This is a genomic window from Methylocapsa sp. S129 (assembly GCF_009765995.1).
Lineage (GTDB): Bacteria > Pseudomonadota > Alphaproteobacteria > Rhizobiales > Beijerinckiaceae > Roseiarcus.
Map to the genome: position 1 here is coordinate 16,973 of NZ_LMUI01000017.1, position 15,707 is coordinate 32,679.

Here is a 15,707-nt window from a genome sequence, read left to right on the forward strand (position 1 = left end):
CGTTCAGCGGCTTGCCTTCTTGCGCGCCCTCCTTTATACGCGCGCTCATTCCACAGGCGGATTTTCGCTGTTCCTGATTCAAGGAACGGCTCCGGTGGCGGGGTTTTCCTCGCCCAATCGATCCGCCGAGGCTTTAACCGGATAGGACAGTACAAATGTCAGTACCTGATTTTTCCATGCGCCAATTGCTCGAATCGGGCGCTCATTTCGGCCACCAGTCGCATCGCTGGAACCCGAAAATGGAACGCTACATTTTCGGGGCGCGCAACAGCATCCACATCATCGATCTCGCGCAGACGGTTCCCTTGCTTCACCGCGCCCTGCAGACCGTCTCGGACACGGTCGCCAAGGGCGGCCGCGTGCTGTTTGTCGGCACCAAGCGCCAGGCGGCGGACGCGATCGCCGAGGCGGCCAAGCGTTCGGCGCAATATTTCGTCAACGCTCGCTGGCTGGGCGGCATGCTCACCAACTGGAAGACGATTTCGGCCTCCATCGCGCGGCTGCGCAAGCTCGACGAAATGTTGGGCGCGGGTGCGCAGGGCCTGACCAAGAAGGAGCGTCTGATGCTTTCGCGCGAGCGCGAAAAGCTGGAGACGGCGCTTGGCGGCATCAAGGATATGGGCGGCACGCCGGACCTTGTCTTCGTCATCGACACCAACAAGGAACAGCTCGCGATCAAGGAGGCGAACCGCCTCAAGATTCCGGTCGTCGCGATCCTTGACACCAACAGCGATCCCGACGGCATCGCCTTCCCCATTCCCGGCAATGACGATGCGGGCCGCGCGATCCAGCTTTATTGCGATCTGATCGCGCGCGCCGCGATTGACGGCATTTCCCGCAGCCAGGGCGCGCAGGGGATGGATAAGGGCGCGGCCGAGGCGCCCATGATCGAGGACCTGCCCGCGGCAGAGGCGATCGAGGCGGACGCGACGCCGACCGAACATTTCGAACTGCTCACCGCTCCGCGCGGCGCGCCTGACGATCTGGCCAAACTGACGGGCGTCGGCCCGCAGATCGTCAAGAAGCTCAACGAGCATGGCGTGTTCCATTATTGGCAGGTCGGCGCGATGACCAAGGAAGAGGCCGACAAACTGGACGCCGATCTCAAATTCAATGGCCGCATCGCCAGGGACAATTGGGTCGAGCAGGCCAAGACGCTGATCGCCGGAGCCTGAGGCTTCACGGTCCCTTTAAGCCCGGCGCGCCGGGCTTAAGTCTCTTCATAAAGCGACAGGAGGGAAGCCTTAAGGGCTTCCCGCAACCGCGACAAAGGAACGGCCATGGCCAATATTACGGCGGCGCTGGTGAAGGAGCTTCGCGAGAAGACCGGCGCCGGCATGATGGATTGCAAGAACGCGCTCAGTGAAACCAATGGCGATATTGAAGCGGGCGTCGACTGGCTGCGCAAGAAGGGCCTCGCCAAGGCAGCCAAGAAGAGCGGCCGCATCGCGGCCGATGGCCTGGTCGCTGTGGCGGTCGAAGCCAATTTCGGCGTCGTCGTCGAGGTGAATTCCGAGACCGATTTCGTCGCGCGAAACGATGACTTTCAGGCGCTCGTGCGCGGAATCACGGCTGTCGCGCTCGACAAGGGCGCAGGCGTTGAAGCCGAAGCCGTGAAGGGCGCGCATTACCCCGGCGGCGGCACTGTCTCCGACGCGATCGCCAACGCCATCGCCACGATCGGCGAGAACATCACGTTGCGCCGCGCGCACGGCTTGCATGTCGCCCATGGCGTGATCGGTCATTACGTGCACGGCGCCGTGGTCGATGGCCAGGGCCGCATCGGCGTGATCGTTGCGCTGGAATCGACCGGCAACGCCGACGCGCTGACAGCGCTCGGGCGCCAGATCGCCATGCATATCGCCGCGGCGAGCCCGCTCGCGCTGAACGCTGAGGGGCTCGATCCGGCCGTGGTGGCGCGCGAAAAGGCCGTGCTCGCCGACAAGAACGCCGGCAAACCGCCGCATGTCCTGGAAAAGATTGTCGAATCCGGCCTGAAGACTTACTATAAGGAAGTCTGCCTGCTCGATCAGGCGTTCGTTCACGATAACGCTAAAACGGTCGCGCAAGCGGTCAAGGAAGCCGAAAAAACGGTCGGAGCGCCGATCGCGGTCAAAGCGTTTGTGCGATACGCCCTCGGCGAGGGAATCGAAAAGCCCGCCGAAGAGGCGTAAGCTTTCAGAAGCGAATCAGGGCAGCCTCGGGGCTGCCCTTTTCGTATCGGTTGCATTTGGCGGCATAAGCGCGCCAAAGCATCTTTGTGGCGGCAAGCGAGGCGTAAATGTCCGACCCGGTCCCCGCAGACGCCCAGCCCATTGCCGGTCCCAAGCCCTTGTTCGGGCGCGTCGTCGTGAAATTGTCGGGCGAAGCTTTGATGGGCAAGGGAAGCTTCGGCCTCGATATGCCGACGCTTCTGCGCATCGCCGCCGATCTGAAGGCGGCCGCGGATCTGGGCGTGCAGGTCGCCGTGGTCGTGGGCGGCGGCAATTTCTTTCGCGGCCTTGAAGGCGCCGACAAGGGGATCGAGCGGGCGCGCGCCGATTCCATCGGCATGCTAGCCACCGTCATGAATGCGCTCGCAATGGAGGGCGCGCTGGAGCATCTGGGCCAATCGGCGCGCGTCCTTTCCGCCGTCGCCATGCCCTCGCTCTGCCAGCCCTATTCGCGCCAGGCCGCGCTCGCCCATCTCGTCAAGCACCGCGTCATCATGCTGGCGGGCGGCACCGGCAATCCGTTTTTCACCACCGACACAGGCGCAGCGCTGCGCGCCGCTGAGCTTTCCTGCGACGCCGTGTTCAAGGCGACCCAGGTCGACGGAATTTACACCGCCGACCCCAAGAAAGACCCGAAGGCGACGCGTTTCGAGCGCCTGTCGCATGACGAGGCGATCGATCGCAACCTTGCCGTCATGGACACGGCGGCTTTCGCTCTGGCGCGCGACAACCGCATTCCGATCGTCGTCTTTTCCATCCACGAACCCGGCGCCATCCGCGCCGCGCTGCTGGGACAGGGCAGGGCGACTTACGTGATGCCGTAGGGGCGGGTCCAATAGGCGCCTCGCGCGGTTTTGCCCGGCGCGGAGCCATGAACAAACCTCCGCGATGTCATGCGTTTTCGTTCAGGTAAACGGCGGTTTGGCGGTGCTGTCACCCGCCCGCGCTTATGCTATCACTTGCTTCTGGCGCCCTTCAGGCGCCTTGCGAATCGGTCAGAATGCGGCGCCGCCCGCCGCATTTGATGAATCTAACGACAGGTTTTCTCATGGCGCAGCAACCTATTTTCGATCTTGCCGACCTCAAGCGCCGCATGCAGGGCGCGATCCAGACGCTCAGGCATGAATTGGGCGGTCTTCGCACCGGGCGCGCGACGGCGAGCCTGTTGGAGCCGGTCTACGTCGAGGCCTATGGCCAGCGCACCCCGCTCATTCAGGTGGCGACGATCAGCGTGCCCGAGCCGCGCGCGCTTTCGGTCCAGGTCTGGGACAAGAGCATGGTGGCGGCCGTCGACAAGGCGATCCGCGACGCCAATCTGGGCCTGAGCCCGACGATCGAGGGGCAGATCCTGCGTATCCGCATTCCCGAGCTCAACGAGCAACGCCGCAAGGAAATGGTCAAGGTCGCGCACAAATACACCGAGGACGCCCGCATCGCCGTGCGCCGTGTGCGGCGCGACGGCATCGATGTCCTGAAGAAACTGCTCAAGGACCACGCCATCAGCGAAGACGATCAGAAGCGCGATGAAGCGGATGTACAAAAGGCCACCGATCAGGCTATCCGCGACATCGACCTTTCGCTGGCGAGCAAAGAGAAAGAAATCATGCAGGTCTAGCGCGAACCGCGCTGCCGAGGCCCACAATGTTGACGCCCTCTAACGAGCAATTCACCAATGCGCCTGATCCGTGCGGGCCGACGCACGTCGGCATTATCATGGATGGCAACGGGCGATGGGCGCAGGCGCGCAGCCTGCCGCGCATCGAGGGTCATCGGCGCGGCGTCGAGGCCGTTCGCCGCGCGGTGCGCTCGGCGATCGATCTGGGCTTGCGTTATCTTACGATCTACAGCTTTTCGTCCGAGAATTGGAGCCGGCCCGCCGCCGAGGTCTCCGATCTGATGGGCCTGCTCAAGCGTTTCATTCGCAACGACCTTGCCGATCTGCACCGCAATAATGTGCAGGTGCGGATTATTGGCCTTCGCCGCAATTTGTCGGCCGACCTGCGGGCGCTGTTGAACGAGGCGGAGGAGCTGACGCGGGGCAACAGCGGACTGACGCTTGTCGTTGCGTTCAACTATGGCGCGCGCCAGGAGATTGTCGAAGCAGCCCGCAAGCTAGCGCTTGACGCGGCGGCCGGACGGCTCGACGCCGCCGCTATTGACGAGGCGGCGCTTGGCGCCCGGCTCGACACCGCCGGCATTCCCGATCCCGATCTCGTGATCCGCACGTCGGGCGAGCAAAGACTGTCGAACTTCCTGCTCTGGCAGGCCGCTTACGCCGAGTTTGTCTTTCTGCCGATGCATTGGCCCGATTTCGATCACGCCGCTTTCCAATCGGCTCTTGCTCAATATGCGGGGCGGGAGCGGCGATTTGGCGGGACCGCGGCGCCGGCGGCAATCGTCAAATCGGCCTCGTGAGCGCAGGGAATGGCGGATTCCGCGCGCAGAGAGACAGCAGATGGCGCGGCGCCGCAGGGAATCGCGTCCGCGCGGTTCCTCGCCGCCGATCTGCCCGCTAGGGTCGGCGCGGCGATTGCTCTCATGGCCGCCGCGCTGGGGGCCGCTTGGGCTGGCGGCTATTGGTTCGGTGCATTCTGGCTGATCGCCGCTCTGGTCGTTCATTGGGAATGGCAAAACTTGATTGGCGGCCCCAATCACGGATTGCGCGTCCTGTTTGGAGCCGCGGGGCTCGTCGTCGCCGCCCCTTTAGCGACCAATGACTCAGTCTTTTGGGCGATCGCGGCGCTGTTGGCCGGCGCCGTGGGGGCCGCGCTGACAAGCGGCATCAAGCCTACGATCCGACTGATGCCCGGCGCGGGCGTGCTTTATGCCGGCGCCATGCTGGTCTCGGTGTGTCTGCTGCGCGCAAGCTGGCCGTATGGGCCTTACGCAATAGTCTGGCTCTTCGCAGTGGTTTGGGGAACGGACGTTATGGCCTATTTCGGCGGCCGATCGATCGGCGGTCCTAAATTATGGCCGCGGCTCTCGCCGGCAAAGACCTGGTCGGGGTTCGGCGTCGGCGTCCTGTGCGGCGCAGGCGCTGGATTGGTCACAGCCCCGGCAGCCAGTTCAACGCTCGCTCTTTTCGGATTCGGCCTTGTGACCGGTGTGGTGGCGCAAGGCGGCGATCTCTTCGAATCTTTCCTCAAGCGAAGGTTTGGCGTCAAGGATTCCAGCCATTTGATCCCTGGCCATGGCGGCTTGATGGACCGTCTGGACGGGTTTATCGCGGCGGCTATTTTTGTAGCTTTGGCGGGCGCCGTGCGGTACGGAATTCTCGATATCTCGGCGGGCATTTTCCAATGGTGACAACTTGTTAGAAACGATTCCCGAGCCCAGAGTCAAAGCAGCCCGCACGAGGGCTTCGCGCAGCGATCGGGCGCAGCCCAAGCGATTGGTCATTCTGGGCGCGACGGGCTCAATCGGTCGTTCTTGCGCGCAAGTGATTGCCGGCTCTCCCGACCGCTTCGATGTGACGGCCGTGGCCGGTGGGCGCGATGGGGCCGCCTTGGCGCGAGCCGCCATTGCTTTGAAAGCCCGATTCGCGGCGATCGCCGATCCTGCAAGCTATGCAGAGTTGAAGGCGGGGGTGGCGGGACAGCCCATCGAAATCGCCGCCGGCGACGAAGCCGTGGTTGAGGCGGCGCTGCGCGAGAGCGATCTGGTTGTCGCCGCGATTGCCGGTACGGCGGGCCTTGCGCCCACTTACGCCGCGATCGCAGCGGGGCGGTCCGTCGCGCTGGCCAATAAGGAAACGCTTGTTTGCGCAGGCCATGCGGTCATGGAAGCGGCGCGCCGCGCGGGCGCTCGCATCCTGCCGCTGGATTCCGAGCACAATGCTATTTTTCAGGCGATGGGCGGTTGCGACGCGGACGAGATCGTCAAAATGACTTTGACCGCGTCGGGCGGGCCGTTTCGCGAATGGAGCGCCGAACGAATCCGTATGGCCACCGTCAGTGAGGCGCTTGCCCATCCTAACTGGACGATGGGCTCCAAAGTGACGATTGATTCGGCCAGCCTGATGAACAAAGGTCTCGAACTTATTGAGGCGCATCATTTATTTGGGATATCGGCGGCTCGGCTCGATGTGCTTATTCATCCCCAATCCGTCGTGCATGGTCTGATCGCCTTTGCCGATGGGTCGGTGACAGCGGGTATGGCGGCGCCCGATATGAGGACGCCCATCGCGCATTGCCTGGCCTATCCAGAGCGGATGAAGTCGGGCGCAAAGGCGCTTGATTTGGCGGCTGTTGGCCAGCTTACTTTTGAACGGCCGGATCTTGCCCGCTTCCCGGCTCTGGGTTTGGCGATCGCCGCGCTGAACGCAGGTGGGGCAGCTCCGACGGCGCTCAACGCGGCCAATGAAATCGCTGTCGAGGCCTTTCTGGCTACGCGAATCGGGTTTTCCGACATCATTGGGGTGGTGGAAGCGGTTTTGGAACAATCGGGCCGCGCGGGAGAACTGTCCGCTTGCGCTACTGTGGCGCAGGCGCTCGGCGTTCACCATATCGCCAGAGATAGGGCGCTCGCCCTCTTGGCCTGAAGGCTTGTCTCCGTCATGGTAACCTTTCGGTAACCAAGTTGACCTTCGGGGCGCAAGCCTCGTCGAGAGAGTCGGCGCGGCGGAGATCGGTAATGGGTTTTTTAAGCATTGCGGGCGGCTTTATCGGCTCGATGGGCTGGTACGTCATTCCGTTCGTTGTCATTTTGAGCGTTGTCGTGTTCTTTCATGAACTCGGCCATTATCTCGTAGGGCGCTGGTGCGGCGTCAAAGTCGATCGGTTTTCGCTCGGCTTCGGCCCTGAATTATTTGCATGGGTCGATAAGCGTGGCACGCGTTGGCGCGTCGCTGCTTTGCCGCTTGGCGGCTACGTCAAGTTTCACGGCGATGCGGATGTGTCGAGCGCCCCCGACGCGGCGGCGCTCGCTCAAATGGATCGCGGCGAGCGCTCCCAGACGCTTGCCGGTCAGCCAGTTCTTAATCGCGCCGCGATCGTCGCGGCGGGCCCGATCGCCAATTTCCTGCTTGCCATTGTGATTTTCACGATTTCCTTCGCCATTTATGGCCAATACGTTCTTACGCCGCACGTCGGCGGCGTTGAAATCGGGAGCCCGGCCGATCTGGCGGGTTTCAAAACGGGAGACCTGATCAAATCCGCCAATGGCAGCCCGATCGACAGTTTTGAGGATCTGCATCAAGTCATTTCGACCAGCACGGGGTTGACGATCGTCTTCGGCCTTGAGCGTTCAGGGCAGGCAATGACCATTGCGGCGGCGCCGACGATCGCGCTGGTCGATCTTGCTCCGTTCGGCAAGCGCCGCATCGGTCGTCTTGGAATCAAGGCGTCGTCGGATCCGGCCGATCGGCGGCTTGAAACCTGCAGCCTGCCGCGCTGCGTGGCCTGGGCCGCCAAGGACACCTGGAACATCGTGGACGCTACGAGCGCTTACGTCGTCGGGTTGTTCGCCGGGCGCGAATCGGCCGATCAGGTTTCCGGGCCGCTCGGGGTCGCCCAGGTGGCGGGCGAGATCGCCAAGATCAGCATTCTCGCACTTTTCAGCCTCACAGCCGTATTTTCCGTGTCGGTCGGTCTGATGAATCTCCTGCCGGTGCCGATGCTGGATGGCGGCCACCTGCTGTTTTACGCCATCGAGGCGCTGCTGGGGCGTCCTTTAAGCGAACGGACCCAGGAAATTGGCTTGCGCATCGGGATTGCTCTTGTCGCCATGCTTGTCATATTCTCAACGTCCCACGACATTCTGCGCCTCGTTACGGGCGGGGGAGGTTAACGATTGATCGACCAAGAATCGTGTCATGGAGGTCACGCCGGGTTGGAATCGACTATACTCGGTTAATAGCGGTTTGCAGGCTTCGCCAAAAAGGGTAGAAGACAGGTTAATTTGATTGTCGCTGGCTGAGGCGGCGTCGCGGAAGTCGAACGAAGCGAAATTTGCAAGTCCTGCGCGGAACTTGCAAAGCGCGAGAATGAACGGACCGGCGGATGTATCGCCGGCCAGCGACTATGGGGAACCGGAGCCAAATGCATTTCCTTCGTGGCTATTTTGGACGGCTCATCCTGGCCGCGTGTCTGGTGTTTGGCGTCGTCGGCGTTACCTCCGCGGCCTATGCGCAAGACATCGTCGTCGAAGGCGCACATCGCGTCGACGTCGCCACGATACGCTCGTATTTTGGCGGGACGGATCAGGCTCATATCGACCAAGGCATCAAGGATCTTTCGGCCACGGGCATGTTTTCCAAGGTGAGCGCCCGCGCCGTTGGGGGACGCGTGATCGTCAGCGTGGTCGAAAGCAGCGTCATCCTCAATCGTGTCGCGTTCGAGGGCAATAGCAAGATCAAGGGCGATCAGCTTGCGGTGGAGGTTCAGTCCAAGGCGCGCGCAGGCTACAACGAAGCGGTGGCGACGGCTGACATAGATCGCATCAAGGAAGCCTACAGGAAGTACGGACGGAGCGATGCGAAGGTGACCTACCGACTCGTCGCCTTGCCCAATGGCCGCTCGGATCTGGTCTTCACGATCGACGAGGGGGATAAGACCGGCATACGCGAGATCAAATTTGTCGGCAATCAGGCCTTTTCCAATTACCGCTTGCACGGCTTGATGCAGACGTCGGAAATGAATTTCCTGTCGTTCCTCAAAACAAGCGACGTTTACGATCCCGATCGCCTGGCTTCCGACGAGGAGGCGATTCGCAAATATTATATGAAGAACGGCTATGCCGACTTCCGCATCACCAATACGGATGTTCATTATCAGGCCGATCCGGCCGGCTACATCGTTACCATTTCAATGGAAGAGGGGCCGCAGTATCACGTTGGGAGCGTTAAGGTCGATTCGCATATCCCCAATGTCGATGGTCAGGCGCTCAATCATCTCGTGAAGATTGCGCCGGGCGACGTCTATAACGCCTCGGCGGTGGAATTGTCGACCGAAGCGGTCACGCGCGACGTCGCCCGCCAAGGCTATGCTTTTTCCGAGGTGCGCCCGCACGGCGATCGAGACAATGCGACTCATGAGATCGGCATCGCCTTCACCGTCGACGACGGTCCGAAAGTGTATATCGAACGCATCGACATCCAGGGCAACACCCGCACTCGCGACTACGTCATTCGCCGCGAGTTCGATATCGGCGAAGGAGACCCCTACAACCACGCTTTGATCGAGAAAGCGGAGCGGCGTCTCAACAACCTCGGCTTTTTCAAGAAGGTGCATATCACCAACCGGCCTGGGTCGACTCCCGATCGGGTGATCGTCGTCGTGGAAGTTGAAGATCAGCCAACCGGGTCGTTCTCTATCTCAGGCGGTTATTCAACGACCGATGGCGCCATTGCCGAAGTTTCGGTCACGGAAACCAATTTTCTGGGACGCGGCCAGTATGTGAAGCTTTCCGCATCGGAGGGACAGTACAGCCGCGGCTGGAGCGCCACGTTCACAGAACCCTATTTCCTCGATCAACGCATCGCGGCAGGGTTCGATATCTATCATAAGGAAACGGACCCCTATCAATACGCTTATTACGAGAACTGGACGACGGGCGTAACCTTCCGCCTCGGCCTGCCGGTGACGGATGAGTTTACTTTCCAGCCTCACTACTCGATTTATGAGTCGGCGATCGTCATCCCGAATAACAGTTCGCAACCCTACAACGATTGCACGGACCCGGTCGTCGGCACGACGCCTGGGACGGCGGGCGTTGATGGCATAAGCTCCACGAACAATTGTCTGACCAACGGCGAGGCGTCGCTGGCGCTCAAGCAGGCGGCGGCGCAGGGAACGCAGCTCACGTCTCTGGTCGGCTTTTCGCTGATCTACAATACGCTCGACAATAACAAGAACCCGACCACGGGCGCGATCGCGACCTATAAGCAGGACGTCGCGGGTGCGGGCGGCGATTCCAAATTCCTCCGCGAGACGTTCGACGCGCGCTATTACTATCCGCTTACGGATGACTTCACGGGCTTCGTGCGCGTCCAGGGCGGCCAGATCAATGCGTTTGGCGGTCAGGACTTGCGGATCATTGATAATTTCAATGTCGGACCGACTCTGGTGCGCGGGTTTGCGCCAGGCGGCATTGGGCCGCGTGATATATCGGACCCCAATAACCTGCAGGCGGCTGGTCTCGGCGGCACGACCTATTTCGGCGGCACTGCCGAGGTACAGTTCCCGATCTTCGGCCTGCCAAGAGAAATTGGTCTGAAGGGCGCGATATTCGCTGACGCTGGCACTTTGTTCGGCTATAGCGGCCAGACGAATTTCTCACCGCTTTTGGGAATGGCGCCGGGCGCGGCTTGCGTCGCCGGAAACACCGCGCCGAACTATACCCAAGGCAATTGCATTCAGGTTGATGACGAGCGCACCATTCGCTCGTCCGTTGGCGCGAGCTTGATCTGGGCGTCGCCGCTTGGGCCGATCCGCGTCGACTACGCCTACGCGATCACTAAAGGCAAATACGACCAGACGCAGGCTATCAGTTTCTCGGGCGGCAGCACCTTCTGAGCAACGGACGGATCGGGTCATTTGGTCAGGGCGCGCCACACTGAGCGGCGCGCCTTTTTCTTCCTGGGGGCTCGTGTGAGTTCGGCAAGAACAAGATGGAGCGCCGGTTTGCTTTGATGCATTTTCTTGATGCGGCGGGCGTTCCCCTCGGTTGAAAATGCGTGAAAGGATTGCCCGCTTTTTTCATGGCGAAAACCAATTTCTTCCCAGCGGCCCTGACGCCGTCGATCGGCTCAATTGTCGACTGGACAGGCGCTCAGCCTAATGACGGCGCCGATCTGACGCTGATCATTCGTGGCGTTGCGCCGATCGAGCGCGCCGGTCCCGGCGATCTCACTTTTCTCGACAACCCACGCTACGTCGCCGATCTGTCAAAAACGCGCGCCTCGGCGGTGTTGTTGCAGCCCCGCCATAGCCCGCGCGCGCCGGCGGGTTGCGTCGCGCTGGCGACGGGGCAGCCGTACCGCGCATTTACCGAGGTTTTGCTGCGGCTGTTTCCTGGCGCCGCCAGGCCAGGTTCGACTTTCGGCGAGACTAGCATCTCCGCCAGGGCCTCGGTTCATCCCAGCGCGCGGCTGGAGGCCGGCGTTATTGTCGATCCAGGCGCGGTTGTGGGTCCGCGAGCGCAGATTGGCGCCAATACGCTTATCGGCGCGAATGCCGTGATTGGCCCCGATGTCCATATCGGCCGTGATAGCGCGGTCGGGGCGAGCTGCACGGTGCTCTGCGCGTTGATCGGCGATCGCGTTATTCTCCATCCTGGCGTCAGGATCGGCCAGGATGGCTTCGGTTTCGCCATGGGGCCGCGCGGCCACCTCAAAGTCCCGCAGGTCGGGAGGGTCATCCTTCAGGATGATGTCGAGATCGGCGCGGGAACCGCCATTGATCGCGGGGCCAATCGCGACACGGTGATCGGCGAAGGCACCAAAATCGATAATCTCGTTCAGATCGGTCATAACGTTGTTATCGGTCGCCATTGCGTCATTGTTTCGCAAGCTGGCATTTCCGGCTCCTGCACGATCGAGGATTTTGTCGCGATCGGCGGTCAGGCCGGCCTTGCGGGTCACTTGCATATTGGCGCGGGTGCGCAGATCGCCGCCGACGCCGGCTTGATGCATGATGTTCCGGCTGGCGCGCGTTGGGGCGGGTCTCCCGCTCAGCCCATTCGCGATTGGTTCAAGGAAGCGGCTTTATTGAGGAAGATGGTCCGCAGGTCCGGGGCGCATGAGCCGCCGGCGGAGGGGTAGGCGGCGGCTCCCATCGTTGAGTTCTTGATATGAATTTCTGGCGTCGGGGCTTGGAAGTCTTTATGCACCCGAACCGAAAGCCGCTGTGCGGGCATGCGATCGGAAAGGTTTCGAGCTTTCCGAACGTAATTATGCAAAAAAGGATAGTGAGAAAGCGTCGTTCCTGAAACAGTCGCGCGATAAGGCGTCCGCCGGCGGCTTTGCTAGAGGAAAGAATCGCCACACGAGGTCATATCTGAGATCGATGAGGGAAATCGAATGAACATATTGGCGGGCCAGACTTTAGAGAGTTACGACATCCAAAGACTGCTTGGTTTTCTGCCGCACCGTTATCCCTTTTTACTGGTCGATCGGATCATCGAGGCGCGCGGCGACGAATTCGGCATTGGCATCAAGAATGTCACCGCCAACGAACCGCAATTTCAGGGCCATTTCCCTGGACGCCCGATCATGCCGGGCGTGCTGCTGATCGAAGGCATGGCGCAGACCGCAGGAGCGCTTTGCGTCGCCTCGCAGGGCGACAACGCCAAGCCGACCGTTGTCTATTTGATGACGGTCGACAAGGCAAAATTTAGGAAGCCGGTAGTGCCGGGCGATCGGGTCGAGTTTCACATGGAGAGATTCGCCAAGCGTCGCAACATGTGGTGGTACCGCGGCGAAGCCAAGGTCGATGGCGTCCTCGTCTGCGAGGCGGAGATTTCGGCCATGTTGGTGGCGGAATGACGAAAATGTCGCCGGGCTCTCCGTTCAGCTCGCCCACGCCGGCCATCCACATCAGCGCGTGCATCGAGCCTGGCGCGCAACTTGGCGCGGGCGTTGAGATCGGTCCGTTTTGCCACGTCGGCCCCAATGTGATTCTGGGCGACGGCGCTCGACTGGTCTCTCATGTCAGCATCGCCGGCTTCACGAATATCGGCGCCCGCACACGCATATTCCCCTTCGCGTCGATCGGCCACGAGCCGCAGGACCTTAAATATCGCGGCGAACCTGTGCGTTTGACGATCGGCGAAGATTGCCTCATTCGCGAAGGCGTGACGATGAATCCAGGAACAGCAGGGGGAGGATCGCACACCATCGTCGGCGCCCGTTGCGTTTTCCTCGCCAATGCCCATGTCGCCCACGACTGCAAGCTCGGCGACGATATCGTCCTGTCGAATAATGTCATGCTTGCCGGTCACTGCCAGATCGGCGATTTCGTCATCATCAGCGGCGGCGCCGCCGCGCATCAATTCGTTCGCATTGGCGCGCATGCTTTTGTCGGCGGATTGGCGGGCGTCGAAAATGACGTCATCCCCTATGGGATCGCTCTGGGGAATCGCGCCGCGCTCGCTGGCCTCAACATTGTCGGTCTGAAGCGCCGCGGTTTCTCCCGCGAGTCCATTCATGACCTGCGTCGCGCTTATCGCGCTCTTTTTGCCCCTGGAGGCACGCTGAAAGAGCGTGCTGAGGATGTGGCGGCCGAATTTGCCGCGCATGCGGAAGTTCAGCAAATTCTCGACTTCCTGCGCGAGGGGGGAGAGCGGGCGATTTGCATGCCCCGTGCGGGCAAGGAAGACAACGTGTGAGCCTCGCCGCCAACGCCTCGTCGCCCGGCGATCCCGGCGCTGCGCAAATGAAGCCGCTCGCCATTTTGTGCGGCGGCGGCGATTTTCCGATCCAGGTTGCGCAGGCCGTGATCCAGCAGGGGCGGAGTCCCGTGCTGGTCGGGATTGTCGGGGCGGCGGATGAGAGGATCGAGGCCTTCGCCCATTTCTGGATTCATATGGGCGAGGTGGGCAAGCTGTTTCGCTCGCTCAAAGAGCGCGACGTCGTCGAGATCGCGATCGTCGGGGCCATGACTCGTCCGGAATTCGCCGATTTGCGCCTGGATTGGGGCGCGGTGAGACGACTGGCGGGATTGGCCTCGCTGTTTCGCGGCGGCGACAATCATCTTCTGGTTGGCATTGCGCGGCTTTTCGAAAGCGAGGGCGTCGCTGTCGTCGGCGTCCATCAAATTGCACCGCAATTGCTGGTTTCGCCGGGCGCCTTGACGGTGCTTGAACCATCCACTCAAGCGCAGGCTGATGCGCGCCAAGGGCGCGCGCTGATCGGAGCCCTGTCGCCATTCGACGCCGGTCAGGCGGTAATTGTCGCCAACGGCCGTGTGCTGGCGATCGAGGCGGCGGAGGGCACGGATTCCATGCTTGCCCGCGTTGCGGAAATGCGGAACTCGCATCGCCTTCGCTTTAAGGGCAGGGCGGGCGTGTTGGTCAAGACGCCCAAAAGCGATCAGGACATGCGGCTCGACATGCCAGCGGTTGGATTGAAGACAATCGAAGGCGCCCAACGCGCCCAGCTCGAGGGCATTGCGCTGGCCGCCGGCCGCGTTCTGATCGCCGATCGCGCGGCCTTCGCGCGCGCCGCCGACGAGGCCGGCCTGTTCGTGTTCGGGCTGGAGACATGACCGCTCCGACCGACCGCAAGTTGCGGGTCTTTCTGGTGGCGGGCGAGCATTCGGGCGATCAACTCGGTTTCAAATTGATGCGCGCCTTGCGCGAGGCGACGGGCGGCGGGATCGCGTTTTCCGGAATTGGCGGCGAGGCGATGCAGGCCGAAGGCCTCCAGAGTCTGTTTCCGCTCGCCGACATCGCCGTCATGGGTATTCTGCCGGTGATCGCCAAACTGCCGAAATTGCTTGCACGGATCAAGGAGACAGCCCAGGCCATCATTGCGGCGCCCCCCGATGTGCTAGTGATTATCGACAGCCCGGATTTCACCCATCGCGTTGCGCGTCGCGTGCGCAAGGCGATGCCGGGCCTGCCCATTGCCGATTATGTCAGTCCGACGGTCTGGGCGTGGCGACCCGGCCGGGCGCGCGCGATGCGCGCCTATGTCGACTGTCTGCTGACGCTGCTGCCGTTCGAACCGGCTGTTCACCAGCGGCTTGGCGGGCCGCCCAGTTTTTACGTTGGGCATCCCCTCATCGAACGTTTGGCCGAATTGCGCCCCAATGCCCAAGAGGCGGCGCGGCGCTCCAGCGAGCCGCCGCTAATCGTCGTGCTGCCGGGATCGCGTCGCACGATCATCCGGCGGCTGATGGGCGATTTTGGCGGCGCGCTGGAATTGCTGGCGCGCGAAATCGGCCCTTTTGAAGCCGTCCTGCCGACAATGTCGCATCTGGCCGCCGAAATGTCCGATCGCGTCGTGAATTGGTCGATCAAGCCCCGCGTCGTGGTGGGGGAGGCGGCCAAGCTCGCCGCTTTTCGCAGCGCGAGGGCGGCGCTGGCGGCGTCGGGCACGGTGACGCTCGAACTTGCGCTGGCCGGCGTGCCGATGGTCGGCGCTTATAAGGTGTCGCGGCTTGAAGAGCCGCTCAAATATATCGTGAGAGCGCCCTCGATCCTGCTGCCTAACCTGATCCTCGGCGAGCGCGCGATTCCGGAAATCCTGCAACGCGAATGCACGCCAGAAAATCTGGCGGCGGCTTTGGCCGACCTGACGCGGGAGGGAGCGCCGCGCGATGCGCAGATTCAGGCCCTCTCGCGGCTAGACGCGCTGATGCAATTGCCGGATGGCGACGCGCCAAGCGCGCGCGCCGCGCGCCTGGTGTTGCAAACGATCGCCAGCAATCCTGCGGGCGCCTCGTCATAAGAACCGCGCCGACGCTTAAAGGTAAGCGATGTTTTGATCCCACCTTTCGCGTGAGGGGATGATCTGAGAGTCTTCGGCGGGTTGGCCGTTGGACTTAGAATGAT

The 15,707-nt window shown here is 62.0% G+C and carries 14 protein-coding genes; all 14 read left to right on the forward strand.

The window, feature by feature from the left end:
* Positions 1-155 precede the first annotated feature (155 nt).
* The 14 genes from GSQ90_RS11395 (at position 156) to lpxB (ending at position 15,603) form a co-directional block, all read left to right on the forward strand.
* Positions 156-1,175 carry a 30S ribosomal protein S2 gene (locus tag GSQ90_RS11395; protein ID WP_158814966.1) on the forward strand — a complete coding sequence of 340 codons (1,020 nt, stop codon included), beginning with the start codon at positions 156-158 and terminating at the stop codon, positions 1,173-1,175.
* A 105-nt stretch (positions 1,176-1,280) separates the two neighbouring features.
* Positions 1,281-2,174, forward strand: coding sequence for a translation elongation factor Ts (gene tsf / locus GSQ90_RS11400; protein ID WP_158814967.1), 894 nt, complete (start codon positions 1,281-1,283; stop codon positions 2,172-2,174).
* 107 nt (positions 2,175-2,281) lie between these two features.
* Positions 2,282-3,037, forward strand: coding sequence for a UMP kinase (pyrH, locus tag GSQ90_RS11405; RefSeq protein ID WP_158814968.1), 756 nt, complete (start codon positions 2,282-2,284; stop codon positions 3,035-3,037).
* 224 nt (positions 3,038-3,261) lie between these two features.
* Positions 3,262-3,828 carry a ribosome recycling factor gene (gene frr, locus GSQ90_RS11410; protein ID WP_158814969.1) on the forward strand — a complete coding sequence of 189 codons (567 nt, stop codon included), beginning with the start codon at positions 3,262-3,264 and terminating at the stop codon, positions 3,826-3,828.
* A gap of 26 nt (positions 3,829-3,854) precedes the next feature.
* A complete protein-coding gene (locus GSQ90_RS11415; protein ID WP_158814970.1) occupies positions 3,855-4,628 on the forward strand; it encodes an isoprenyl transferase in 774 nt (257 codons plus the stop codon).
* A gap of 9 nt (positions 4,629-4,637) precedes the next feature.
* A complete protein-coding gene (locus GSQ90_RS11420) occupies positions 4,638-5,519 on the forward strand; it encodes a phosphatidate cytidylyltransferase (RefSeq protein ID WP_158814971.1) in 882 nt (293 codons plus the stop codon).
* A gap of 85 nt (positions 5,520-5,604) precedes the next feature.
* On the forward strand, positions 5,605-6,753 hold the full coding sequence (gene dxr / locus GSQ90_RS11425; RefSeq protein ID WP_256366594.1) for a 1-deoxy-D-xylulose-5-phosphate reductoisomerase: 1,149 nt from the start codon (positions 5,605-5,607) through the stop codon (positions 6,751-6,753).
* A 92-nt stretch (positions 6,754-6,845) separates the two neighbouring features.
* Positions 6,846-8,000, forward strand: coding sequence for an RIP metalloprotease (locus GSQ90_RS11430; RefSeq protein ID WP_174247467.1), 1,155 nt, complete (start codon positions 6,846-6,848; stop codon positions 7,998-8,000).
* A gap of 251 nt (positions 8,001-8,251) precedes the next feature.
* Entirely contained in the window at positions 8,252-10,726 is a 2,475-nt protein-coding gene (gene bamA, locus GSQ90_RS11435; protein ID WP_158814972.1) for an outer membrane protein assembly factor BamA, read from the forward strand.
* Positions 10,727-10,911: 185 nt separating this feature from the next.
* The gene (gene lpxD, locus GSQ90_RS11440; RefSeq protein WP_158814973.1) at positions 10,912-11,973 is read left to right on the forward strand and encodes a UDP-3-O-(3-hydroxymyristoyl)glucosamine N-acyltransferase; all 1,062 of its coding nucleotides are present in this window, start codon (positions 10,912-10,914) and stop codon (positions 11,971-11,973) included.
* 258 nt (positions 11,974-12,231) lie between these two features.
* Positions 12,232-12,696, forward strand: a complete 465-nt coding sequence (fabZ, locus tag GSQ90_RS11445; protein WP_158814974.1) for a 3-hydroxyacyl-ACP dehydratase FabZ — start codon at positions 12,232-12,234, stop codon at positions 12,694-12,696.
* A 5-nt stretch (positions 12,697-12,701) separates the two neighbouring features.
* Positions 12,702-13,538, forward strand: coding sequence for an acyl-ACP--UDP-N-acetylglucosamine O-acyltransferase (gene lpxA, locus GSQ90_RS11450; RefSeq protein WP_158814975.1), 837 nt, complete (start codon positions 12,702-12,704; stop codon positions 13,536-13,538).
* The gene (locus tag GSQ90_RS11455; protein ID WP_158814976.1) at positions 13,535-14,416 is read left to right on the forward strand and encodes an LpxI family protein; all 882 of its coding nucleotides are present in this window, start codon (positions 13,535-13,537) and stop codon (positions 14,414-14,416) included. The genes lpxA and GSQ90_RS11455 overlap by 4 nt, the downstream gene beginning before the upstream one ends.
* Entirely contained in the window at positions 14,413-15,603 is a 1,191-nt protein-coding gene (lpxB, locus tag GSQ90_RS11460; RefSeq protein WP_158814977.1) for a lipid-A-disaccharide synthase, read from the forward strand. The genes GSQ90_RS11455 and lpxB overlap by 4 nt, the downstream gene beginning before the upstream one ends.
* Positions 15,604-15,707: the final 104 nt, after the last annotated feature.